20 protein-coding genes are annotated in these 21,572 nt (G+C 64.3%); 11 read left to right on the top strand and 9 right to left on the bottom strand.

Annotated elements, in window-relative coordinates; genetic code table 11:
- Positions 1 to 42: 42 nt before the first annotated feature.
- From ACE103_RS36705 to ACE103_RS36690, 4 genes are read right to left on the bottom strand one after another with little or no spacing between them, the layout of a single operon-like run.
- Positions 43 to 528: a YbaK/EbsC family protein gene (locus tag ACE103_RS36705; RefSeq protein ID WP_375776975.1), complete on the bottom strand. Its 486-nt coding sequence runs from the start codon at positions 526 to 528 to the stop codon at positions 43 to 45.
- A gap of 5 nt (positions 529 to 533) precedes the next feature.
- Positions 534 to 1,277 carry a haloacid dehalogenase type II gene (locus ACE103_RS36700; protein ID WP_375776974.1) on the bottom strand — a complete coding sequence of 248 codons (744 nt, stop codon included), beginning with the start codon at positions 1,275 to 1,277 and terminating at the stop codon, positions 534 to 536.
- Complete coding sequence (locus ACE103_RS36695) at positions 1,274 to 2,116, bottom strand: dienelactone hydrolase family protein (RefSeq protein ID WP_375776973.1); 843 nt, start codon at positions 2,114 to 2,116, stop codon at positions 1,274 to 1,276. Before ACE103_RS36695 ends, ACE103_RS36700 begins: the two co-directional genes overlap by 4 nt.
- Positions 2,117 to 2,152: 36 nt before the next feature.
- On the bottom strand, positions 2,153 to 3,037 hold the full coding sequence (locus ACE103_RS36690; protein WP_375776972.1) for an amidohydrolase family protein: 885 nt from the start codon (positions 3,035 to 3,037) through the stop codon (positions 2,153 to 2,155).
- Between the two features lie 477 nt (positions 3,038 to 3,514).
- Here ACE103_RS36690 and ykgO point away from each other — a divergent pair, with 477 nt between their 5' ends.
- Positions 3,515 to 3,640 carry a type B 50S ribosomal protein L36 gene (gene ykgO, locus ACE103_RS36685; protein ID WP_002718645.1) on the top strand — a complete coding sequence of 42 codons (126 nt, stop codon included), beginning with the start codon at positions 3,515 to 3,517 and terminating at the stop codon, positions 3,638 to 3,640.
- Between the two features lie 105 nt (positions 3,641 to 3,745).
- On the top strand, positions 3,746 to 4,402 hold the full coding sequence (locus ACE103_RS36680; RefSeq protein ID WP_223967101.1) for a tetratricopeptide repeat protein: 657 nt from the start codon (positions 3,746 to 3,748) through the stop codon (positions 4,400 to 4,402).
- 116 nt (positions 4,403 to 4,518) lie between these two features.
- Here ACE103_RS36680 and ACE103_RS36675 read toward each other — a convergent pair whose 3' ends face one another.
- On the bottom strand, positions 4,519 to 4,695 hold the full coding sequence (locus ACE103_RS36675; RefSeq protein WP_165126306.1) for a hypothetical protein: 177 nt from the start codon (positions 4,693 to 4,695) through the stop codon (positions 4,519 to 4,521).
- Between the two features lie 363 nt (positions 4,696 to 5,058).
- Between ACE103_RS36675 and ACE103_RS36670 the strand changes: the two genes are divergently transcribed.
- Complete coding sequence (locus ACE103_RS36670) at positions 5,059 to 6,048, top strand: alpha/beta fold hydrolase (protein ID WP_375776971.1); 990 nt, start codon at positions 5,059 to 5,061, stop codon at positions 6,046 to 6,048.
- Positions 6,049 to 6,123: 75 nt separating this feature from the next.
- On the top strand, positions 6,124 to 7,860 hold the full coding sequence (poxB, locus tag ACE103_RS36665) for a ubiquinone-dependent pyruvate dehydrogenase (protein WP_375776970.1): 1,737 nt from the start codon (positions 6,124 to 6,126) through the stop codon (positions 7,858 to 7,860).
- 81 nt (positions 7,861 to 7,941) lie between these two features.
- On the opposite strand, the gene cycA is transcribed toward poxB, so the two are convergent.
- On the bottom strand, positions 7,942 to 8,334 hold the full coding sequence (gene cycA / locus ACE103_RS36660; RefSeq protein WP_375776969.1) for a cytochrome c-550 CycA: 393 nt from the start codon (positions 8,332 to 8,334) through the stop codon (positions 7,942 to 7,944).
- 251 nt (positions 8,335 to 8,585) lie between these two features.
- On the opposite strand from cycA, the gene ACE103_RS36655 reads away from it, so the two are divergent.
- Positions 8,586 to 10,079, top strand: coding sequence for an FAD-linked oxidase C-terminal domain-containing protein (locus ACE103_RS36655; RefSeq protein WP_375776968.1), 1,494 nt, complete (start codon positions 8,586 to 8,588; stop codon positions 10,077 to 10,079).
- On the opposite strand, the gene ACE103_RS36650 is transcribed toward ACE103_RS36655, so the two are convergent.
- Positions 10,076 to 10,489, bottom strand: coding sequence for a hypothetical protein (locus ACE103_RS36650; RefSeq protein WP_375776967.1), 414 nt, complete (start codon positions 10,487 to 10,489; stop codon positions 10,076 to 10,078). The genes ACE103_RS36655 and ACE103_RS36650 overlap by 4 nt on opposite strands.
- A 359-nt stretch (positions 10,490 to 10,848) precedes the next feature.
- On the opposite strand from ACE103_RS36650, the gene ACE103_RS36645 reads away from it, so the two are divergent.
- Positions 10,849 to 12,021, top strand: a complete 1,173-nt coding sequence (locus ACE103_RS36645) for an acyltransferase family protein (protein ID WP_375776966.1) — start codon at positions 10,849 to 10,851, stop codon at positions 12,019 to 12,021.
- A 164-nt stretch (positions 12,022 to 12,185) separates the two neighbouring features.
- Here ACE103_RS36645 and ACE103_RS36640 read toward each other — a convergent pair whose 3' ends face one another.
- Entirely contained in the window at positions 12,186 to 12,671 is a 486-nt protein-coding gene (locus ACE103_RS36640; RefSeq protein WP_375776965.1) for a putative quinol monooxygenase, read from the bottom strand.
- A 315-nt stretch (positions 12,672 to 12,986) separates the two neighbouring features.
- On the opposite strand from ACE103_RS36640, the gene ACE103_RS36635 reads away from it, so the two are divergent.
- The 4 genes from ACE103_RS36635 to ACE103_RS36620 all read left to right on the top strand — a co-directional run bounded on the left by ACE103_RS36635 (position 12,987) and on the right by ACE103_RS36620 (position 17,522).
- Positions 12,987 to 14,225, top strand: a complete 1,239-nt coding sequence (locus ACE103_RS36635; RefSeq protein ID WP_375776964.1) for an FAD-binding protein — start codon at positions 12,987 to 12,989, stop codon at positions 14,223 to 14,225.
- On the top strand, positions 14,222 to 15,538 hold the full coding sequence (gene glcF / locus ACE103_RS36630; protein ID WP_375776963.1) for a glycolate oxidase subunit GlcF: 1,317 nt from the start codon (positions 14,222 to 14,224) through the stop codon (positions 15,536 to 15,538). The genes ACE103_RS36635 and glcF overlap by 4 nt, the downstream gene beginning before the upstream one ends.
- Positions 15,539 to 15,751: 213 nt before the next feature.
- Positions 15,752 to 16,147, top strand: coding sequence for a histone (locus ACE103_RS36625; protein ID WP_375776962.1), 396 nt, complete (start codon positions 15,752 to 15,754; stop codon positions 16,145 to 16,147).
- A 385-nt stretch (positions 16,148 to 16,532) separates the two neighbouring features.
- The gene (locus tag ACE103_RS36620) at positions 16,533 to 17,522 is read left to right on the top strand and encodes a TorF family putative porin (RefSeq protein ID WP_223967116.1); all 990 of its coding nucleotides are present in this window, start codon (positions 16,533 to 16,535) and stop codon (positions 17,520 to 17,522) included.
- Positions 17,523 to 17,698: 176 nt separating this feature from the next.
- Here the strand turns inward: ACE103_RS36620 and ACE103_RS36615 are convergent, their stop codons facing one another.
- Entirely contained in the window at positions 17,699 to 19,441 is a 1,743-nt protein-coding gene (locus ACE103_RS36615; protein WP_223967118.1) for an ABC transporter ATP-binding protein/permease, read from the bottom strand.
- A 310-nt stretch (positions 19,442 to 19,751) separates the two neighbouring features.
- Here ACE103_RS36615 and ACE103_RS36610 point away from each other — a divergent pair, with 310 nt between their 5' ends.
- Entirely contained in the window at positions 19,752 to 21,422 is a 1,671-nt protein-coding gene (locus tag ACE103_RS36610) for an L-lactate permease (RefSeq protein WP_223967120.1), read from the top strand.
- Positions 21,423 to 21,572 lie beyond the last annotated feature (150 nt).

Below are 21,572 nucleotides of genomic sequence, written 5' to 3'. Positions count from 1 at the left end.
CGATGCCGGTTCGCGTGAAGAAAACGCGTCAGAACAAAAATCCTACGGACTAACTTCTACCTGAGACCTGACTTCGCACACATCGACCCATTCGGCCGCGGTCAGCTCGGCCATCCGCTCCGGCGTGATGCGTACCGCGCTGTGGGTCGAGCCTGCGGCCGGCACCACGACGTCGAACGCCTTCAACGACACATCGCAATACACCGGCAGCGGTGTCTTCAGCCCGAACGGGCAGACGCCGCCGACCTCGTGACCGGTGATATCGGCGACCTCGTCGAGGCCGAGCATCTTCGGCTTGCCGCCGAACGCCGCCTTCACCTTCTTGTTGTCTATCCGCGACGTCCCGGCAGCGACGATCAGCACCACGCGATCGCCGACCCGCAGGCTCAGCGTCTTGGCGATCCGCGCCGGCTCGACGCCATAGGCCTCCGCCGCCAGCGCGACGGTCGCAGAGCTCACAGCGGATTCGATCACGGAGATTTCGGGCGCCTTCTCGGCGAAGAAGGCGCGGACGGACTCGAGACTCATGACGTTCAGGACCTTGCAGACACCAGGGCAGGAAGTTCGGAGAGGCCGTGGATCCGGTGATCGGGCACCACGCCGAGCTCGTCCATCTGGGTACGCAGGGCCTTGAACATCGTCAATGGGGCGACCGTCTCGCTCTCGACGCAGGCCAGCGCCATCGCTTCCGGCGTCACCCGCTCGATCCAGGCGACATTCAGTCCAAACGCCTTGGCGCCGCAGGCGTCCCACGGATTGGAGGAGATGAACAGGACCTCCGCGGGCGGCACGTTCAGCACCTCCTCGATCAGCGTGTAGGCCTCGGGCGCCGGCTTGAACACCTTGTGGGCATCGACGCTGATGGTCGCATCGAGCAGGCGGTCGAGCCCGGAATTGCGCACCAGCGCGTTCAGCATGTCAGGGCTGCCGTTGGAGAGGATCGCGAGCTTCTTGTCCTTCATCGCCTCGAGCGCGGCGACGGCATCCGGATACAGCGCAAGATGCTGATACTTGTCGATGATGCGCGCAAAGGTCGCTTCGTCATATTGCAGGCCGAGGCAGCGCAGCGTGTAGGCGAGGGAATCGCGGGTCGCTGTGGCGAAATCCTGATAGCGCCGCATCAGCGTGCGCAGCCAGGAATATTCGAGCTGCTTGATGCGCCAGACCTGGGTGATGATGTCGCCGTAGCCGGGGAACGCATCCTCGGTGATTTCGGCCACCGACTGGACGTCGTAGAGCGTGCCGTAGGCGTCGAAGACGATTGCTTTGATGGTCATTGAGTTTTCTCTTGTCCGCCAATGGTCGCATACAGGAATTTCCTGAGAGCGTCGATGGACTGATCGCGGACCTGCTCGTTGAATTCGAGGTGATGACCGAGCAGCCGCCCCGGTATGCGATATTGTGGCTCGTCAAAATCGTGATGGGCGCCGGGATAGACGATCAGCTCGATCGGATAGCCAAGGCCCTGCTGCCGGGAGATGCCGTCATCGTCGCGGCCTTCCGCCAGGTTCCGGCACTCTTTCGCGGGCGTCCAGTCGTCGAGTTCGCCGACCATGATCAGGGTCGGCACGGTCATGTTGCCCTTGATGCCGAGGCAGCGCGGATAGAAGGCGACGGCGGCGCGGAATTTTTCCGTTGCGTTGACCTCGATCGCGCCGCGCTCGACCGAGAGCAATGCGAGCCATCCGCCTTGCGAAAAGCCGATCACGGCAATGCGTCTTGGATCGACCAGGGATTGCCGGCTCAGGAAGCTCAGCGCGCGATAGGCGTCGTGAACTGTTGCGGCCGGGGCATCACCGGTGCAGGTGTTGCTGATGCCGCGCGGACCGAACCGGTCCACGGTGAGCGTGACATAGCCCCAGGCCGCGAGCCGTTTGCCCCAACGCTCGTCGAGTTCCCGCCACTGCCCGCTGCAGCCGTGCAGCAACACCACCGCGGGCAGGAGGCCTGGTCGCTCCGGCCGGCGCAACAGGCCCTGCAACGGTTGCGCGTTGTTGAGCGGGCTTTCGAATTCGACCAGCACGGATGGCGCTTCGGCCGCCGCCGCAGGCTTGCCGCCCGCGCTCCCGACCAGGAGCACGGCGAAGAGGATGGCAAGTCCGGCCCGGTTGTTCATCGGCCGCCCCGCAAGAGTGCGGCCGATGATACTCCCTTAGATCCCCAAAATCTTGCGCGCGTTCGCCTTCAGGACCTTGGGGCGGATCTCCTCGCGGATGTCGAGTTTTGCGAAGTCGGCGAGCCAGCGGTCCGGCGTGATGACAGGCCAGTCGGACCCGAACAGCATCTTGTCCTGCAGGATCGAGTTGATGTAGCGCACCAGGATCGGCGGGAAATATTTCGGCGACCAGCCCGAGAGGTCGATATAGACGTTCGGCTTGTGGGTCGCGACCGACAGCGCCTCTTCCTGCCAGGGGAAGGAGGGATGCGCGAGGATGATCTTGAGGTCGGGAAAATCGGCCGCGACGTCGTCCATGTACATCGGGTTGGAGTATTTCAGGCGCATCCCCATGCCGCCCGGCATACCGGAGCCGACGCCGGTCTGCCCGGTGTGGAACAGCGCGATCGCGCCGCCCTCATTGATCGCCTCATAGAGCGGATAGGCCATGCGGTCGTTGGCGTAGAAGCCCTGCATGGTCGGATGGAATTTGAAGCCGCGGACGCCGTATTCCTCGATCAGCCTGCGCGCCTCGCGGACGCCGAGCTTGCCCTTGTGCGGATCGATCGAGACGAACGGGATCAGCACGTCGAGATGGTCAGAGGCGATCTCCAGCATCTCCTCATTCTTGTAGCGGCGGAAACCGGTCTCGCGTTCGGCGTCGACCGGGAAGATCACCGCGGCGATGTTCTTGGCGCGGTAATAGGCCGCGGTCTCCGGCACGGTCGGCGGATGCTTGTGCGGCGACTTGAAATAGTCGGCCATCTGCGCCTGGAAATCGTCGTAGCCATCGTCGCCATGCATGCCGCACGGCTCCTCGGCATGGGTGTGGATGTCGATCGCTGTGACCTTTTCGATGTCGGGCAGTTTGAGCTTGGGCATTCGGCTTCCCCGGCGGCGTGTTTGTTGGTGATGGAAAATAATTATATGATATAACAATTTTCGCAAGCGGTCTGAATTGCCGGAAGGCGCTGGCGGTGCGGGCTCAGTGCGGCCGCGAAGCGGTCCTTGGTGGGGGCGAGGCCACCTCGGGAGCACGATTCACCGGCCAGGAAGCCACCATCAGGGCGCGGCGGCGCGACCGGGCCTTGGCGTGGATTATCGCGACGGTCGCCGTTTCCGATGTGATCTCAATGGTGTGGCGGGATGACCGGCACCGGTTCCAGGCCTCGATATGGCCGAAAATCGGCCCATCTCGGTTGACATTTAACGGTCCGATGGCTTAGAACCCGGCCGTCCCGCGCGGTAGGCCGCTTGTCGGGATAATCCCATTTCGCCAACTATTGGCTTTTTGCCGACGATTGGCATTGATCAGGTACGGCCTCCAACACGGGCCTTTCGAAGTAACAGGATTGTCCCATGAAGGTCCGTAACTCGCTGAAGTCGCTGCGCGGCCGCCATCGCAACAACCGTCTGGTCCGCCGCAAGGGCCGCGTCTACGTGATCAACAAGGTCCAGCGCCGCTTCAAGGCGCGCCAGGGTTGATCCAGCGCGGATCGGCTGATTGCGCCGATCCCAATACATCGCTTTCACAGGTCTTTGACGCCGTGCTGCTTTGCAGCGCGGCTTTGTGCGTCTAGACTTCGGGTCATGGGATTCAACTTCCTTGGGCCTACCCACCGCCGGCTGGCGATCGTGATCGCAGCACTTCTGGCCATGCCTGTCGCGGCCGCCGCGCAGGACGATCCGCGCGTGATCCCGCCGCCGAAGGCCCAGAAGAAACTGCCGGAAGCCCCGACCAAGCTGCCGCAGGTTCCGGCCGATCGCACCCGTGGTCTGGATTTCCTGTTCGGCGCGCTGAAGGCCGCGCCCGATGAGGATAGCGCCCGCCACGTCGAGGCGCGGATCTGGGCGCTGTGGCTGCAAACCCCGAGCGATACCGCGGCGCTGCTGATGGTGCGCGCCAAGGCTGCGCTCGATGCCCAGAATATCGATGTGGCGCTGAAGCTTCTGGACGCGGTGATCAAGCTCCGGCCCGACTATGTCGAGGCCTGGAACCGGCGCGCGACGATCTACTATCTCAAGAACGACTACGTCCGGTCGCTGGGAGACCTGCAGCAGGTGTTGACCCGCGAGCCCCGCCATTTCGGCGCGCTGGCCGGCGTCGGCATGATCATGCAGGACATGGGCGACGACAAGCGCGCGCTGGACGCTTTCCGCAAGGCGCTGGCGGTCGATCCCTACCTCGAGAAGGTGCCGCAGATCGTCAAGCAGCTGACCGAGAAGGTCGAAGGCCGCGACATCTGATTGCCTTCAATTGATTGCGTGCGATTGATCGCGATCGCGGGCCGATGGCCGCGAATGGGCACATTGCTCGCGGGCTTGATGCTTGCTCGCGATATGGCCCGGCGCAGGAGGGCAGGCTAGTGCAGGAACTTGCCGCGTGACGCGCAGTCCTCGGCCACGGCAGCATAGAATTGCTGAAGCTCCGCCTCCAGGTGCTCATTCACGAGCAACAGTGCCTTCAGGGCGCCGCGCAGGTCGCCATTGCAACTCGCCACGATCTGATCGATGGCCGCATCGCTAGGGTCGGAAATCATGGTACTCCTCCGATTACTTCCCGTTGAACTCGTCGTGCGGACGCAGGTTCCTGTGGATTCAGTGCACAAGCCAAGAGGCATCCCGGGTGCGTCCCGGTTTGGATGAAGCCTCGCCTCTGATGGCGAAATTGCCACCGGCAATCTATGGAATTACTAATGACGGTGGGATGAACCCGCTATCCACAGGCTGGGGGCATTGTGGACAACTCCGCGCCCCGGCGCGAGCCGGAAATCGACAATTGGCTTTCCGAACAAGAGCATGCCCGGGCAGGGGGCAAATCGACGCGAAACCAGGCTTGGGCTTCGTCGTAATTTTCAGGTGCCCAAGACACTTCAACTTCTCAAGATCTTCGGACCCCCTCGATGTTGACCGCGATCATTGCGCTGGCGGCCGCAGGGCTGGCGCTGGCCCTGGCGACGCAAATCGGCGTCATCCTCATTCAGAGGACCTTTCCGCCTCGGGGCCGCATGGTCGATGTCGCCGGCGCGCGGCTGCATGTGGTCGAGCTCGGCCCGCGCGATGCAGCGGGGCCGCCGATCGTGATGCTGCATGGCGCAAGCTCCAACCTGCGCGCGATGCGGCCGCTCGGCGACCGCATTGCGAAAACGCGCCGGGTGATCCTGATCGACCGGCCGGGCCATGGCTGGAGCACGCGCGCGCGTGTCGCGGACTCGACGCCGGCGATCCAGGGCCGGATGATCGTGGAGGCGCTGACGAGGCTCGGTATCGACCGGGCGATCGTGGTGGCGCATTCCTGGGCCGGCGCGCTCGCCCTGCGCATCGTGCTCGACCATCCGGACCGCGTCGCGGGCCTCGTGCTGCTCGCCCCCGTCGCCTATCCCTGGCGTGGCGGTGCCGGGCGCTACAACGATGTGATCTCGACGCCGCTGATCGGGCCGTTGCTGGCGCACACGATCACCTTGCCGCTCGGTTATCTCGTCACGACATCTGGCGTGCGCGGCGTGTTCGCGCCGCAGCCGATGCCGGACGATTTCGTCCGCGACAGCGCGACGTTGCTCCTGCTGCGCCCGCACGAGTTCATCGCCAATGCGCGCGACCTCGTCACGCTGAAGGCCGCCGTGGTCGAGCAGGCGCCGCGCTATGCGGAGATCAAGGCGTCGGTCACGATCATTGCGGGCGACGTCGACAAGACGGTCTCGACCGGCATTCATTCGCGGCCGCTTGCAGCAACGGCGCCGAACGCCAAGCTCATCGTGCTGCCCGGTGTCGGCCACATGGTGCAATATGCCGCGCCCGATCTTGTGGTGTCCGAGATCGAGGCGACGGCTGACCGGTTGGTCCAATCGGCAGCAACAGCGGACAATTGCGCCCGCGAATCTGTGATCCGGTGAGGCTTGCGCAGTCGCATCCTGCCGAACATCATGCGGCTGCGCGGCCCGATAGATCTCACCCAAAGGACAAGCCTCATGCGGATCGACAACATCGCCGACCTCATCGCTGAAACCCTTGCCCAGGCTGGCGTGAAGCGCATCTACGGTGTCGTTGGCGACAGCCTCAACGGCTTGACCGAGGCGTTGCGCAAACGCGGCACGATCGACTGGCTGCATGTGCGCCATGAGGAGGTCGCGGCCTTCGCCGCCGCCGCCGAATCCCAGATCACGGGCGACCTCGCGGTGTGTGCGGGCTCTTGCGGCCCGGGCAATCTGCATCTCATCAACGGCCTGTTCGACGCGCATCGCAGCCGCACGCCGATGCTGGCGATCGCGGCACAGATCCCGTCGGCCGAGATCGGCGGCGGCTATTTCCAGGAGACCCATCCGCAGGACCTGTTCCGCGAATGCAGCCACTATTGCGAGTTGGTGTCGGATCCGGCGCAGCTGCCCTACATGCTGGAGAACGCGATCCGCGCCGCGGTCGGCAAACGCGGCGTGGCGGTTTTGGTGCTGCCTGGCGATGTCGCGATGCGGCCGGCGCCGAAGCGCGACATCGCGCCGAATGCGGGCCTGCTGCCGCCCGTGCCGGTGGTGCGCCCGGCCGAAGCCGAATTGAACGCGCTGGCCGCACTGCTCAATGGCGCGAAGCGCGTCACGCTGTTCTGCGGCCGCGGCTGCGCCGGCGCGCATGATGGCCTGCTCAAGCTCGCCGAGACGCTGAAGAGCCCGATCGTGCATGCGCTCGGCGGCAAGGAATATGTCGAATACGACAATCCCTACGATGTCGGCATGACCGGCTTCATCGGCTTCTCCTCCGGCTATGCCGCTATGCATGGCTGCGACGTGCTGCTGATGCTGGGCACCGACTTTCCCTACAAGCAGTTCTTCCCGACCGGCATCAGCATCGCCCAGGTCGATCTCCGCCCGGAAAATCTCGGCCGCCGTTGCAAGCTCGATCTCGGCGTCGTCGGTGACGTCGGCGAGACCATCGCCGCGCTGTTGCCGAAGCTCACGGTCAAGACCGAGCGCAAGTTTCTCGACGCCAGCCTCGCGCATTACAAGGACGCCCGCGCCGGCCTCGACGATCTCGCCCGCGGCAAGCCGGGGCAAAAGCCGATCCATCCGCAATATCTGGCGCGGCTGCTCAGCGAGCAGGCGAGCGAGGATGCGGTGTTCACCGCCGACGTCGGCACGCCGACGATCTGGGCCGCGCGTTATCTGCAAATGAACGGCCGCCGCAGGCTGGTCGGATCCTGGGTGCATGGCTCGATGGCCAATGCGATGGCGCATGCGATCGGCGCGCAGGCGGCGCAGCCGGGGCGGCAGGTGGTGTCGATGTCCGGCGACGGCGGCTTTGCGATGCTGATGGGCGATCTGATCACGCTGACGCAGGCAAAGCTTCCGGTGAAGGTCGTGATCTTCAACAACAGCGTGCTCGGCTTCGTCGCGCTGGAGATGAAGGCCGCGGGCTTCATCGAGACCGGCGTCGACCTGAAGAATCCCGATTTCGCGGCGATGGCCCGCGCCATGGGCATTCACGGCGTCAGGGTGGAGGATCCCGGCGAGCTCGAGGGCGCGATCCGCGGCGTCTTCGCACATGACGGCCCGGCCGTGCTCGACGTCGTGACCGCGACGCAGGAATTGTCGATGCCGCCGACCATCACGCTGGAGCAGGTGAAGGGCTTCAGCCTGTGGGTGCTGCGCGCCGTGATGAGCGGCCGCGGCGACGAGGTGGTCGATCTCGCCAAAACCAATCTGTTGCCGCGCTGACCGCGGCGGCAGCTCAAATCAGAAAGCCTTCCCCGTCCGCCCTGGCATTTGCACAGGGCGGACGACGTCCGATACCGCCGATTACTTCGGCTTGCCGTCCTTGTCGAACGACGACACGTAGGCCCACAGATTGTTGGCCTCGGTCTCGTTCTTGATGCCGGCGAATGCCATCTTGGTGCCGGGGATCTTGGCCTTCGGGTCCTTGATGTATTCGAGGAACTGATCCTTGTTCCAGGTGATGCCGGAATTCTTGTTGGCATCGGAATAATTGTAGTCCGGCGCGGAGCCGGAGTGGCGGCCGTCGAGGCCGTTGAGCTCGGGGCCGACCTTGTTCTTGGCGCCTTCGCCGATCGCGTGGCAGGCGAGGCATTTGTTGAACGAGGTCTTGCCGGCGGCGGCATCCTGCGCCAGCGCGGAGGATGCGGTGGCCAGCGATGTGACGACCGCCAGCGCGCTCAAGGTCTTTAGGTTCATGGGGTTCTCTTCGTTTCGTCCCGGGGGGTAGTGTTTGGTTTGTGGCATGTCCGGCTTGGACAGGACAAGCCACGAAACCTTGACAGGTTTCATGGCCGCCCGCTTGTCCGAGAGAGAACTCGCCCTTGCGGGCCGGGGCAATCCGACCTTCGGCCGGGGTGACTGAAACAGGGTGACTGAAACAGGTGCAGACCTGATTGATTTGTCGTAACAAATCCGCAAAGCGCGCTGAGCGCTCCGAGGAAACAGCGATGTCCATCATGATGCCGGCGGCCGATCAGGCCGTCCTTGCCCGCCGCGCCGAAATCGTCGCCGCGTTGCGCGCAATCGTTCCGGGCGAGGGGGTGATCGACAGTGCCGCCGAAATGCTAGCATATGAATCCGACGGCCTGACCGCCTATCGGCAGCCGCCGATGGTCGTGGTGCTGCCCGATACCACCGAGCAGGTCGCGAAGGTCCTCAAATATTGCCAAGCGCAGGGCATCAAGGTGGTGCCGCGCGGCTCCGGCACCTCGCTATCCGGCGGCGCGTTGCCGCTCGCCGATGGCGTGCTGCTCGGACTCGGCAAGTTCAAGCGCATTCGCGAGATTGACTTCGATAACCGCGTTGTTGTCACCGAGCCCGGCGTCACCAACCTTGCGATCAGCCAGGCGGTCGCCCATGCCGGCTTCTATTACGCGCCCGATCCGTCGTCGCAGATCGCCTGCTCGATCGGCGGCAATGTCGCGGAGAATTCCGGCGGCGTGCACTGCCTGAAATACGGCATGACCACCAACAACGTGCTGGGCTGCGAGATCGTGCTGATGTCGGGCGAGATCCTGCGCATCGGCGGCAAATCGGCCGAGAATGCCGGCTACGATCTAATGGGCATCATCACCGGCTCGGAGGGGCTGCTCGGCGTCATCACCGAGATCACGGTGCGCATCCTGCAGAAGCCGGAGACCGCCCGCGCGCTGATGGTCGGCTTCGCCGAGGTCGAGGCGGCCGGCGAATGCGTGGCCGCCATCATCGGCGCCGGCATCATCCCCGGCGGCATGGAGATGATGGACAAGCCTGCGATCCACGCCGCGGAGGCCTTCGTCCACGCCGGCTATCCGCTCGACGTCGAGGCGCTCCTGATCATCGAGCTCGACGGTCCCCAGGTCGAGGTCGACGAGCTGATCAAGCGGGTCGAGGCGATCGCGCAAGGCTGCGGCTCGACCTCCTGCCAGATCTCGACCTCGGAGGCCGAGCGCAATCTGTTCTGGGCCGGCCGCAAGGCGGCATTCCCGGCGGTCGGTCGGATCTCGCCGGACTATCTCTGCATGGACGGCACGATCCCGCGCGGCGCGTTGCCCAAGGCCTTGGCGCGGATCCGCGAACTCTCGGAGAAATATGGCCTCGGCGTCGCCAATGTGTTCCACGCCGGCGACGGCAATCTGCACCCCCTGATCCTCTACGATGCCAACAAGCCGGGCGAGATCGAGAAGGCGGAAGCGTTCGGCGCCGACATCCTGCGTTGCTGCGTCGAGCTCGGCGGCGTGCTCACCGGCGAGCATGGCGTCGGCATTGAGAAGCGCGACCTGATGCCCGAAATGTTCACCGAGATCGATCTCAACCAGCAGCAGCGGCTGAAATGCGCCTTCGATGCCCAGGGCCTGCTCAACCCTGGCAAGGTGTTTCCCACCCTACATCGCTGCGCCGAACTCGGCCGCGTCCATGTCCACGCCGGCAAGCTGGCCTTCCCGGATATCCCGCGGTTCTAGTACCGTCTCACCAGGCCGCGCGCCGCGCTGGCATCGCCATAGGCGGCGCAGGCCCGTTCGGGGTCAGCTATCAACTCCGCCCGGACTCGCTTGAACGTTTTGCCGGCCGCTTCGGACACCTCGGGACGGAATTTGCGCGGATCGTAGTCATTGCCATCGTTGGCCTTGATGGCCGCGTCAAAGGCGCCGATCATGGCCATGGCGGCGTCGGGGCTGCCGAGAAGCGTGGCGCCGAGCTGAACGCCGCCGGCACCATTGGCTTCATAGCCGGTGCATCGTTGTTCGAGCACCGCGGCCGCGGTGGCGAGCTGGTCGAGGAACGTCGCCTCGGCGTCGGTGAGCATTGCGGCGCGCGCCTGCGGAGCCACGATCATCGCGAGCAGCGCGATGGCTGTTGGCTTGATGTTCATGGTGGCGGTTCTCCTGCGGCGGTTGAGCCGCGATTGAAATCACCGGTTGCCGAATGGCGACAGCGCCGGCCAGTCCTTTTGGGGCATCAGGTGCCGCGCCGGCTATTGGCCCCAAGGCCAACATGCATCGGCGTCGGCCGCAAGCGGACGTGGGGAAATTGCGAGCGCCTTGCCGATCAATCCAATTTGGCTGATCGCGCTAGCCAACCGATAACCTTAACCGATGCTTGCCGCGGTGGCCGTGGCAAGCCGTCAGGGCTGCCGTTGCGCGTCGCTGCAATTGCGGCGGCCACCCGTTTACACGACCTTCAACTGTTCCCCGGTATTTTCCCAAGATGCATGTCTTCGGGACCACATCGATGCCCAGCCTGGCTGATCAGCTGGCGCTTTCGCGCAATCGGCCCGCGGGTTTCGACTACATGCGGATCGCGCTGGCGGTATCGATCATCTGCCTGCACAGCCTGAACGTGACGCTCGGGCTTGGCCGGGCGCTGGAAATCCTGGGTTCGTTCCGCATCTTGATCGCGATGATCCTCGCGCTGTTCTTCGCGTTGAGCGGCTTCCTCGTGACGGCGAGCCTGCAGCGGTGCAAGAGCCTGATCTCCTTCCTCGGCCTGCGCGTGCTTCGGATCGGGCCCGCGCTCGCGGTCGAGACGACGCTGTCGGCGGTCATCATCGGCTCGGTGTTCACCGAACTGCCGTTGGCGCAGTATGTCGCCGACCCGAAATTCCACGCCTATTTTCTCAACATGGTCGGCGACATCCATTACGAGCTGCCGGGCGTCTTCCTGCACAATCCGATGCCGGACGTGGTGAATGCCCAGCTCTGGACGGTGCCGTATGAATTGTGGTGCTACGTGATCCTGGCGCTGCTCGCGGTGACCACGATCTGCTTCAACAGGGTGACGTACCTCGTGTTCCTGGTGATCGTTCAGGTCGCGCTGGTGAGCTACGACGTCTACCGCTGGGAGGAGGTGCCGATCCAGCTTCGCCCGCATCTTCTGGTGTTCTGCTTCCTTGCCGGTGTCGGCTTCTATCTCTGGCGCGACAAGGTGCCGTTCAACCGCACGGCGTTCCTGGTCGCGCTGTTGCTGTGCGCCGCCGGGATGGCCACGGGTCGCGGCGACGCGCTGGCTCCGGTGCCAGCCGCCTATGCCGCGTGCTATCTCGGCCTGATGAATCCCCGGCGGAGCTGGATCGTATCGTCAGGCGATTACTCCTACGGGCTCTACCTCTATGGGTTCGTCATCCAGCAGTGCGTTGCCGCGTTCGGCCCGCCGGTTCAGCACTGGTATCTCAACATCCTGATCAGCCTGCCACTCGCCTTCGGCGTCGCCGTCGCGTCCTGGCATCTCGTCGAGAAACACGCGCTGGGGCTCCGCGGCCATGTCGAGACGTTCGAGGTCGCGGTGCTGTCGCGGATTTCGATCGTCGGCTTCTGGCGCAAGTCGCCCGAGCAGGCCGAACGAGAGGCTGTCGTCCAGCCAGGGCCGATCAATCCGGTTCGACCGATCGTTCTTTCCGGCCGGTAACCCCTAACCATTACTTGCTGCGAATTCGGTCTCGGATTTCGATCATCGGCTTCTGGCGCAGGTCGCCCGAGCGGGTCGGGTTGCGCGCAAGGTTCGGCAACAGCGGCGCATCGATCTGATCTGCGCGCGGGGAGGGATTGGTATCCTCCCCGCGGCGCCGTCGCTCACAGCAATACGTATTGCGTCCGCTCGCGCTTGGCGAGCAGCGGCAGTGCCTGCTCCGCGATGTAGGTCTTGAAGTAGGCGCTCTCCGCGTGAGCCTTGAACGCCGCTTCGTCCTGGAACAATTCGTAGAACAGGAATTGCGCCGGATTGTCCTTGCCGCGGCCGATCAGGAACAGCTTGGTGCCGGGGTCCTTCTGCGCCTCGGGCAGGAAACCGTCGAGAATTGCCGCGACCTTGTCGGCCTGGCCTTCCTTGGCTTCCCATTGCGCCACCACCAGAAGGCCTGACGTGTTGATCACGTCGCTGATGGTTCGAGTGCTCATCGCATAGTGCTTCATTTGCATTCCTCCGTTGCTTTGCTCCGATCGAGCTTGCGATCCGGCCCAGGGCGAGACGCCGGCGATCGTCATGATCGCGGCGAACGAGCCGATGGCCGATCGTCGGGTGAGCATCATCGTCGTGGTCGTGCCTTCCGAACGTTTCATGATCGCCTCCAGATGATTTGCGCCAACCGTCGTGCCGGCCGAACCGCACCGCGACAGATAGGGGATCGTGCCGCGCACTCGGTTAGGCCACGGTCGAAATGTCGATGTCGTGAAAATGGTTCGACATTGGTCGAAGTGTTGCGTCTCCGCTTACGCAGGATGCGCGATGTGGCCAAAACCTCGATCACGGCGGCCCGACCGCCGTTCCCGCCGCGGTCGGGCGGCAAGCCCTGCTCCCGGGCCATTCCGTCGACGTTGCGACGGTGGGGTTCGTCGCATTTGATCTCGGAGCCAAATTTCGTTACCGACTAGCGGGTGGAAACGCTGAAAGTCAGAGACGTCCAGGACGTCGAAGAGGTGGTGCGCGCGGCTGTCGCCAGCGAGCAGCCGCTCGAGGTCATTGGTCATGGATCGAAACGCGCCATCGGCCATCCGATGGCGACCAATGCGGTGCTCGACGTCTCGGTGCTGAACGCGGTCAGCTCCTATGAGCCGAACGAGCTGATCATCACCGTGCAGGCCGGCGCGCCGCTCGCCGACGTGCAATCGCTGATCGACGCCAAGAACCAGCAATTCGCCTTCGAGCCGATGGACATGTCCGTGCTGCTCGGCACCGCGGGAGCCGGTACGATCGGTGGCATGATCGGCGCCGGCCTTGCCGGTCCGCGCCGTATCAAGGCCGGCGGCGCGCGGGATCACCTGCTCGGCGCCCATGCGGTGTCCGGGTTCGGCGACAGTTTCAAGACCGGCGGGCGGGTGGTGAAGAACGTCACCGGCTACGATCTCTGCAAGCTGCTCACCGGTTCCTGGGGCACGCTCGCGGTCATGACCGAGGTGACGCTCAAGGTGATGCCGAAGCCGGAAGCCGAGCGCACGCTGGTGCTGCGCGGGCTCGATGACGTCGCCGCCAACAAGGCGATGACGGCAGCGCTCGGTTCGCCCTTCGACGTGTCGGGCGCGGCGCATCTGCCCGGTTCGGCGTTGCGGTCCGGGACCGGCGCACTCGCTGGCCTCGCAGCCTCCGGCCAGCCGGTCACGCTGGTGCGGCTCGAGGGAATTTCGGCGTCGGCGGCCCACCGCGCGGCCTCGCTGAGCCAGGCACTGTCGTCCTATGGAACGGTCGACAGCCTCGCTGACGACGCGTCGGCTTTGATCTGGAGCGCGCTGCGCGACGTGGTGCCGTTTGCGGCGAACGGCGCGCTCGGGGCCTCGCCGGTGTGGCGCATCGTTTGCCCGCCGGCCTCGGGCGGCGCGCTGGGCCAGGCGCTGTCGCGCTTAACCGGCGGCGACGTGATCTACGATTGGGGCGGCGGGCTGATCTGGGCCGCGGTGCCGCCGGGCGACGACGCGCAGGCCGCGCTGGTCCGCGGCCAGGTCGAGGCAGTCGGCGGGCATGCCACCCTGATCCGCGCCACTGAGGACGTGCGCCGCGCGGTCGACGTGTTCCAGCCGCAGCCGGCCGGGCTCGCCGCGCTCGGCGAACGTATCAGGGCGAGTTTCGATCCGAGGTCGGTCCTCAACCGCGGCCGGATGATTCGAGGCGGGGGCGCATGAAGACCGAGTTTAGCCTGGCGCAGCTTGCCGATCCCGACATCAAGGAAGCCGACCAGATCCTGCGCGCCTGCGTGCATTGCGGCTTCTGCACGGCGACCTGTCCGACCTATGTGCTGCTCGGCGACGAGCTCGATAGTCCGCGCGGCCGCATCTACCTGATCAAGGAGATGCTGGAGAAGGACAAGCCGCCGACGGCGGATGTGGTCAAGCATATCGACCGCTGCCTGTCGTGCCTCGCCTGCATGACCACCTGTCCGTCGGGCGTGAACTACATGCACCTCGTCGACCAGGCCCGGGTCAGGATCGAGCGGGATTACGAACGGCCGCTGACCGAGCGGCTGCTGCGATCGGTGCTTGCCTACGTGCTGCCGCGGCCGGGCCTGTTCCGGATCAGCATGATCCTGGCCGGGCTCGCCCGTCCGTTCACGGCGCTGCTGCCAACGCCGTCGGTCGGTGCGGCGAGCCCGGGCCTGCTGCGGCGAATCAAGGCCATGCTGGCGCTGGCGCCGCGCGGCCTGCCGCGGCCGGGGCCGGCTGCGGGAACCGTGTTTGCGGCGACCGGCCGGCGGCGTGGGCGGGTCGCGCTGCTGCAGGGCTGCGCCCAGCAGGTGCTGGCGCCGCGCATCAATCAGGCCGCGATCAATATGCTGACCCGGCACGGCGTCGAGGTGGTGCTGGTCAAGGACGAGCAATGCTGCGGCGCGCTGACCCATCACATGGGACAGGATGCCGACGCGCTGGCGCGCGCTCGCGCCAACATCTCGGTGTGGCAAAGGGAAGCGGACCAGAACGGGCTCGACGCCATTCTGGTGACGACCTCGGGCTGTGGGACAGTTGTCAAGGACTACGGCTACCTGCTGCGCGAGGACAAAACATTCGCCGAGCCGGCCAAGCGAATCTCCGCGCTGGCAAAGGATATCACCGAGTATCTCTCAGCTCTCGAGCTCGCGCCTTCAACGCAGAAAGGCGACATCACCGTCGCCTATCACTCGGCTTGTTCGTTGCAGCATGGACAGAAAATCACTCAACTTCCGAAAGAATTGCTTTCCAAGAATGGATTCGTGGTGAAAGATGTGCCTGAGAGCCATTTGTGTTGCGGTTCGGCGGGGACCTACAACATTCTCCAGCCCGACATTGCGAGCAGATTGCGCGATCGCAAGGTCGCCAATATTGCGCTTGTCAAACCGGACATGATCGCTGCGGGCAATATTGGGTGCATGGTTCAGATTGCCGGCGGTACGTCAGTTCCTGTGGTGCACACGATTGAGCTTCTCGATTGGGCGACAGGAGGTCCCCGGCCAGGATTGAATTGATCGACTGCCATTCGAGCATGATCCGGACCCCAGCCTTGCCCTGACGCAAACTGAAGGACCGGCGCTTCCCTGCCACAGACGCGAAGCGATCGCGCGGCCATCATGCCCGACAAGCGAAGTGGAGGGTGCCTCTCCCCGAGGTGCAGCTGCTGACCGGCAAGCGATCACTTCAATACGCGGTGGACTCTAATCAGCGGCAACAGGAGGACCACGATGGCGAAGTCGAAGAAGGCGAAGAAAAGCAAGAAGGCCAAAAAGGCCAAGAAGGCGGTAGCGGCGAAGAAGAAGTCCGCGAAGAAGTCGGCCAAGAAGACCGCGAAGAAGGCCGCGAAGAAGTCTGCAAAGAAATCGGCGAAGAAATCAGCCAAGAAGACAGCCAAGAAAGCTGCGAAGAAGGCTGCTCCGAAGAAGGCCGCGCCGAAGAAGGCCGCGAAGCCGGCTGCGAAAAAGGCCGCCAAGAAGAGCGCTCCGAAAAAGGCCGCCGCGCCGAAGCCGGCTGCCCCGGTCGCAGCACCCCCGGAGCCTGTGCCGCAGCCGGCCCAGAGCTGGGCCACGCCGAGCCACGAGCCGGCGCCGAGCTGGGGCACTTCCGACAGCGAGCACCACTAGCCGAACCTTCTATCGGTTCACCTGATCGAAGCCGCAGCGGACGCCGCTGCGGCTTTTTCCGTGCCGGTGGTCCGTAATATTGCGGAGACACGATTCGCCGCCGGCGCCGCCCGCAGCGCGTCAAACCGTTGCGCAATTCCGGATTGGGCGCGTCGTTCAACCGGAACTTGAGCCTCAGCCTTGTGGTGCAAATGCAACACCCGTCAACCAACGTATGGCGAGACTGCTAGAACGCCTAAAAAGTCGGCAGATGCATGTCTTTTCGCCTTCTCCAAAATGGGGGTGCGTTTCAGATTGAGCACACGCGATTGAGTTGCAGTCCGTTATCGCGCGCCCTGGGGGGCCACCGGAGCTGGGCTGTCTGGAAAAGTAGATGGGGATCGTCATGAAGAAACTGGCTTTGTTAGCAACGGCGCTAGCAATGATTTCGAGCTCGGCAATGGCAGCTGACATGGCGGTGAAGGCCGTCAAGGCGCCGCCGCCGGCTCCCTTCGATCCCTGGGACATCGCCTTCGGTGCAGGTATCGTCAGTGACTACGTGTTCCGCGGCGTCACCCAGTCGAACCACAATCCGTCGGTCACCGCCTATTTCGAGCCGCGCTACAACGTCAACAAGGACCTGCAGCTCTACATCGGCACCTCGACCGAAAGCATCTCCTTCGCCAACCGCGCCGCGGCTGAAGTCGACGTCTACGGCGGTATCCGCCCGACCTTCGGCGCCTTCGCCTTCGACATCGGTGTCTGGGGTTACCTGTATCCGGGTGGAACCTGCTACTTCGGCGCGCCGTTCGACACCGCCGGCAAGGCGGTCGGCGCCGAGTGCGCCCTCAACTTCCTGCCGAACGGCAACGTCATGAAGAAGGACGTCTCGTTCTTCGAAGTCTACGGCAAGGCGACCTGGACCATCAACGACAACTGGGCGTTCACCATCAACGAGTACTACTCGCCCAACTTCCTCAACACCGGCGCCTGGGGCAACTACTCCTCGATCATCGGCAAGTACACCGCGCCGAGCACCGTGTTCGGCACCAGCGGCGTCGGCATGTACGTGTCGGGTGAGTTCGGCCGGCAGTGGCTCGGCACCTCCGACAGCTTCTACGGCGTTCCGGCATTCCCGAACGGCATCAAGTATGCCGACTACAACACCTGGAACATCGGCATCGGCTTCACCTACAAGGTGTTCACGCTCGATCTGCGCTACTCCGACACCGACCTGTCGAAGGGTAATTGCAGCGCCTTCACCAGCGATTATACCGCGGGCGGCACCAACAACGTGACCCCGATCAATCCGCTCGGCACGGGCTCCAACTGGTGCGGCGCGGCCGGTATCGCCAAGCTCTCGGTCGACCTGACCGCGATGTCCAACCTGAAGTAACTTCCTCACCCGAGGATCACGGGGGGCGGCAGAGCAATCTGCCGCTCCTTTTGTTTTGCGGGCGCGGGTGATGACGAGACTGAAGCGGCAGACTGGCTGCACCTCCCCCGCAAGCGGGAGAGGGAGCCGACTGTCTTCCGGGCCGGCTGTTCGCGTTCGCAGCTAAGTTGGCTCGCCTACGACGCGGCGGCCTTGACCTTGTCACGCAAGGTGAAGCGATCGCCGTCGCGGACCAGCGACACGTTGCGCTGGTGGAACGCGTCGAGCGTCGCGCGATGACCGATCGAGACCACCGTGGTGCCGGGCAGCTTCTCGGCGATCAGTCGGTACAGCGCGGCCTCCGACGGCTCGTCGAGCGAGGCCGTCGCCTCGTCCAGGAACAGGAATTGTGGCGCATGCAGCAGCGCGCGGGCGATCCCGAGCCGCTGTTGCTCGCCGAGCGACAGCATCCGGTTCCAGTGCGCCTCTTCCTCGAGTCGCGCCGCGAGCTGCGGCAGTCCGACCGCGGCGAGGACGTCGCGGACCCGTCCCGCATCGTAGCTCGCAGCCTGGCCCGGATAGACCACCGCATCATGCAGCGAGCCGATCGGCAGATAGGGACGTTGCGGCAGCATCATCAGGCTGGCGTTGGCGGGGACCTGGACTGCGCCGCGGCCGAACGGCCAGATGCCGGCCATCGCGCGGAACAGCGTGGACTTGCCGGCGCCGGAGGGACCGGTGACAAGGGTGCGTTCATTGTCGCGAAGGCTGAAGCCGTCAGCCGCGAGCAGCGGCTTGCCGTCCGGCAGCGTGACCAGGAGATCGTCGAGATCGATCGTGTCGCCGGCTGTGGGCTTGACGTGGATGATGTCCTGCCGCTGCGCGAGTGCATCGCCACCGCGGATCGATTTCTCGAAGCCGTCAAGACGTGCGACCACCGCCTGCCATTCAGCCAGCGTCCGGTAGGCCGAGATGAAGAAGGACAGCGAATCCTGCACGCTGCTGAAGGCGGACGCGGTCTGCATCATGCCGCCGAGCTGAATCTTGTTGGCGAAATAGGCCGGTGCGATCAGCACGTAGGGGAAGATCACGGCGGCTTGCGAATAGGCCGAGGTGAACGCGGTCAGCTTCTTGGTTCGTTGCATGATGTCGAGCCAGTTTCCGACCACGAAACCGAAGCGATCGAGCAATCGCGTGCGCTCGGCCGGCTCACCGTGCAGCAGTGCGATCTGCTCGGCGTTCTCGCGGGTCCGCACCAGGTTGAAGCGGAAATCGGCTTCGAACCTTTGCTGACGGAAGTTAAGGTCGACCAGCGGCCTGCCGATCAAATGGGTCAGGACCGTTCCGAGGATCGCGTAGACCAGCGCGCCCAGCACCAGGTAGCCCGGAATCGCGAGGTCCTTGCCGAACAAATGCAGCGGCGCCTGATTGGAAAGGCCCCACAGGATGAACACGAAGGAAGCAAGCGTCACCACGGCGCTCAGCAATCCGATCCCGAGCGCCAGGGTCTGTTCGACGAAGCGCTGGGTGTCGTCGGCGATGCGCTGGTCCGGGTTATCAGCCGCGTCGCCGAGCAACTGCATGCGGTAGTGGTTGGCATCGTGCAGCCAGCCGCCGAGATAACGCGTGGTCATCCAGCGCCGCCAGCGGATCTGCAGCCATTGATTGAGATAGAGCTGGTAGACTTTCAGGCCGATCCAGAACGTTGCAAGCACGCAGAAATAGCCGATCTGATAGGTGAAGACCGCCTGATCGCGCTCCTGCAGCGCGTTGTAGAAAACATTGTTCCAGCGGTTGAACAGCACGGTGAGAAAGACGGCGGCGAGCTCGAGTATCACCACCGCGGCCAACAGCCCGCGGCCTGCCCATTTGTCGTCGGAATTGAAATAGGGCGAGGCGATGCGCCACACCGTTGCGAGCGTCGAGCGAATGTTGTTCACAGATTATCGTCTCCGGGGAAGCGGCCGCAACGGCCTGAAGAATCGGGACAATCGCAGTGCACCTCGACTAAAGTCGTAGGCCTGGCATGCAAGCGTTGGCTTGTCCCGGCAAGCGAGTCAACCCTAGCATGACGACAACGGCGAGGGGCGGGGGACCTTCGATTTTTCGCGAGGATGTGAGCGATCCTTACCGATCGTTCATTCGCGAGCCGGGGCTGCAATCTTTCCGACGGACTCCCGCAATCGCACCAGCGCGCCGGCCTGCACGCAAGGCCGGGGCGCTGCATAAGAATGTGGGAAGGATCCCGAGATGAGCACCTGGAATCAAATCTACAATCCGCTGGGCAATGCAGGGCTGTCGACGCTAGCCGCCGCCATTCCCGTGGTCACGCTGCTGGTCTTGATCGCCAGCGGCAAGGTGAAGGCGCACATCGCGGCCATCATCGCCGTGATCGTGACCAACCTGATCACGATCTTCGTGTTCACGATGCCGGCCGGGATGTCGATCCGCGCATCGATCCTCGGCATCGTCACCGGGTTCTTCCCGATCGGCTGGATCGTGCTCAACGTCATCTTCCTCTACCAGGTCACGGTGAGGTGCGGGAAGTTCGAGCTGTTGAAGCGCGCGGTCGGCGGCGTCACCGAGGATCGCCGCCTACAACTGCTTCTCATCGCGTTCTCGTTCGGCGCCTTCTTCGAGGGCGCCTCGGGCTTCGGCACGCCGGTCGCGATCACCGGCGCGGTGCTGATCGGGCTCGGCTTCTCGCCGCTCGCAGCCTCCGGCCTGTCGCTGATCGCCAACACCGCCCCGGTCGCCTTCGGAGCGCTCGGCACGCCGATCCAGGGCCTTGCCTCGGTCACCGGGCTCGATCCCTACCTCCTCGGCGCCATGGTCGGCCGGCAGCTGCCGCTGTTCTCGCTGATCGTACCGTTCTGGGTGGTGTGGGCGTTCGCGGGCTGGCGCGGCATGAAGGAAGTCTGGCCGGCGATCCTGGTCACCGGCGTGTCGTTCGCGGTCCCGCAATTCGTGATCTCGAACTACATCAATCCCTGGATCGTCGATATCGGCGCCTCGCTGATCTCGATGGGCGCGCTGATCCTGTTCCTCAAGGTCTGGCAGCCGCGTCAGCTCTGGCTGTCGCCCGCGCTGCGCGGCCGCGATGAATCGGCGGCGACGATGGCGGCCGCCAAGCCGCTCGACAAGACGCCGCTGACCCAGGGCGAATTGTGGAGCGCGCTGCTGCCATGGATCATCGTCTGCATCCTGATGCTGATCTGGGGCAACGGCGCCTTCAAGGCCTGGGCGAATGCCAACTTCGTCTGGAACTATCCGGTCCCCGACCTCGACAAGCTGATCTTCAAGGTGCCGCCGGTGGTGCCCAAGCCGACGCCGGAAGGTGCAGTGTTCGGCTTCACCTATTTGTCGTTCACCGGCACCGGATTGCTGATCGCCGCGATCATCTCGGGTCTCCTGATGGGCTTCTCGCCGCTCAAGCTGATCGCCGAATATGGCCGCACCATCCGCCTGTGCGCGATCTCGCTGATCACGATCTCGGCGATGCTGGCGATCGGCACGCTGACCCGGCTCTCCGGCGTCGACGCCACGCTCGGCCTCGCCTTCGCCGCGACCGGCGTGCTCTACCCGTTCTTCGGCACCCTGCTTGGCTGGCTCGGCGTGGCGCTGACCGGATCGGACACCTCGTCCAACATCCTGTTCGGCAATCTGCAGAAGATCACCTCCGAGCAGCTCGGCCTGCCGCCGATCCTGATGGCGGCCGCGAACTCCTCGGGCGGCGTGATGGGCAAGATGATCGACGCGCAATCGATCGTGGTCGCCTCCACCGCGACCAACTGGTACGGCCACGAAGGATCGATCCTGCGCTACGTGTTCCTGCACTCGATCGTGCTGGCGTGCCTGGTCGGTCTGTTCGTGACCCTGCAGGCCTATGTCTACCCGTTCACGGCGATGGTTCTGAAATAAAGAGGCGAGGCGTCGCCCAAACGGAGATCCCCGCGGGTGCGAGCCCGCGGGGATTTTGCTTTTCAAGCGCTTTTTCTCGCCCTGCCATTCTGGCCAATCGCAGCCTCGTCCCATACAAGGGCGGCGTTGCAATCGCTGGGAATGGCATGA

Source organism: Bradyrhizobium sp. ma5, from assembly GCF_042258955.1.
Taxonomy (GTDB): Bacteria; Pseudomonadota; Alphaproteobacteria; order Rhizobiales; family Xanthobacteraceae; genus Bradyrhizobium.
The sequence above is the reverse complement of the archived record's forward strand: the minus strand, read 5'-3'. Positions and strand labels throughout refer to the sequence as shown.

What these genes read in the sequence shown, in the direction of transcription:
- ykgO (WP_002718645.1), top strand. Translation starts at nt 3,515, where the DNA reads ATGAAGGTCCGTAACTCGCTGAAGTCGCTGCGCGGCCGCCATCGCAAC.
- ACE103_RS36620 (WP_223967116.1), top strand. Translation starts at nt 16,533, where the DNA reads ATGAAGAAACTGGCTTTGTTAGCAACGGCGCTAGCAATGATTTCGAGC.
- ACE103_RS36675 (WP_165126306.1), bottom strand. Translation starts at nt 4,695, where the DNA reads ATGATTTCCGACCCTAGCGATGCGGCCATCGATCAGATCGTGGCGAGT.
- ACE103_RS36645 (WP_375776966.1), top strand. Translation starts at nt 10,849, where the DNA reads ATGCCCAGCCTGGCTGATCAGCTGGCGCTTTCGCGCAATCGGCCCGCG.
- ACE103_RS36640 (WP_375776965.1), bottom strand. Translation starts at nt 12,671, where the DNA reads ATGAAACGTTCGGAAGGCACGACCACGACGATGATGCTCACCCGACGA.
- ACE103_RS36670 (WP_375776971.1), top strand. Translation starts at nt 5,059, where the DNA reads ATGTTGACCGCGATCATTGCGCTGGCGGCCGCAGGGCTGGCGCTGGCC.
- glcF (WP_375776963.1), top strand. Translation starts at nt 14,222, where the DNA reads ATGAAGACCGAGTTTAGCCTGGCGCAGCTTGCCGATCCCGACATCAAG.
- ACE103_RS36650 (WP_375776967.1), bottom strand. Translation starts at nt 10,489, where the DNA reads ATGAACATCAAGCCAACAGCCATCGCGCTGCTCGCGATGATCGTGGCT.
- poxB (WP_375776970.1), top strand. Translation starts at nt 6,124, where the DNA reads ATGCGGATCGACAACATCGCCGACCTCATCGCTGAAACCCTTGCCCAG.
- ACE103_RS36695 (WP_375776973.1), bottom strand. Translation starts at nt 2,116, where the DNA reads ATGAACAACCGGGCCGGACTTGCCATCCTCTTCGCCGTGCTCCTGGTC.
- ACE103_RS36610 (WP_223967120.1), top strand. Translation starts at nt 19,752, where the DNA reads ATGAGCACCTGGAATCAAATCTACAATCCGCTGGGCAATGCAGGGCTG.
- ACE103_RS36700 (WP_375776974.1), bottom strand. Translation starts at nt 1,277, where the DNA reads ATGACCATCAAAGCAATCGTCTTCGACGCCTACGGCACGCTCTACGAC.
- cycA (WP_375776969.1), bottom strand. Translation starts at nt 8,334, where the DNA reads ATGAACCTAAAGACCTTGAGCGCGCTGGCGGTCGTCACATCGCTGGCC.
- ACE103_RS36705 (WP_375776975.1), bottom strand. Translation starts at nt 528, where the DNA reads ATGAGTCTCGAGTCCGTCCGCGCCTTCTTCGCCGAGAAGGCGCCCGAA.
- ACE103_RS36680 (WP_223967101.1), top strand. Translation starts at nt 3,746, where the DNA reads ATGGGATTCAACTTCCTTGGGCCTACCCACCGCCGGCTGGCGATCGTG.
- ACE103_RS36690 (WP_375776972.1), bottom strand. Translation starts at nt 3,037, where the DNA reads ATGCCCAAGCTCAAACTGCCCGACATCGAAAAGGTCACAGCGATCGAC.
- ACE103_RS36655 (WP_375776968.1), top strand. Translation starts at nt 8,586, where the DNA reads ATGTCCATCATGATGCCGGCGGCCGATCAGGCCGTCCTTGCCCGCCGC.
- ACE103_RS36625 (WP_375776962.1), top strand. Translation starts at nt 15,752, where the DNA reads ATGGCGAAGTCGAAGAAGGCGAAGAAAAGCAAGAAGGCCAAAAAGGCC.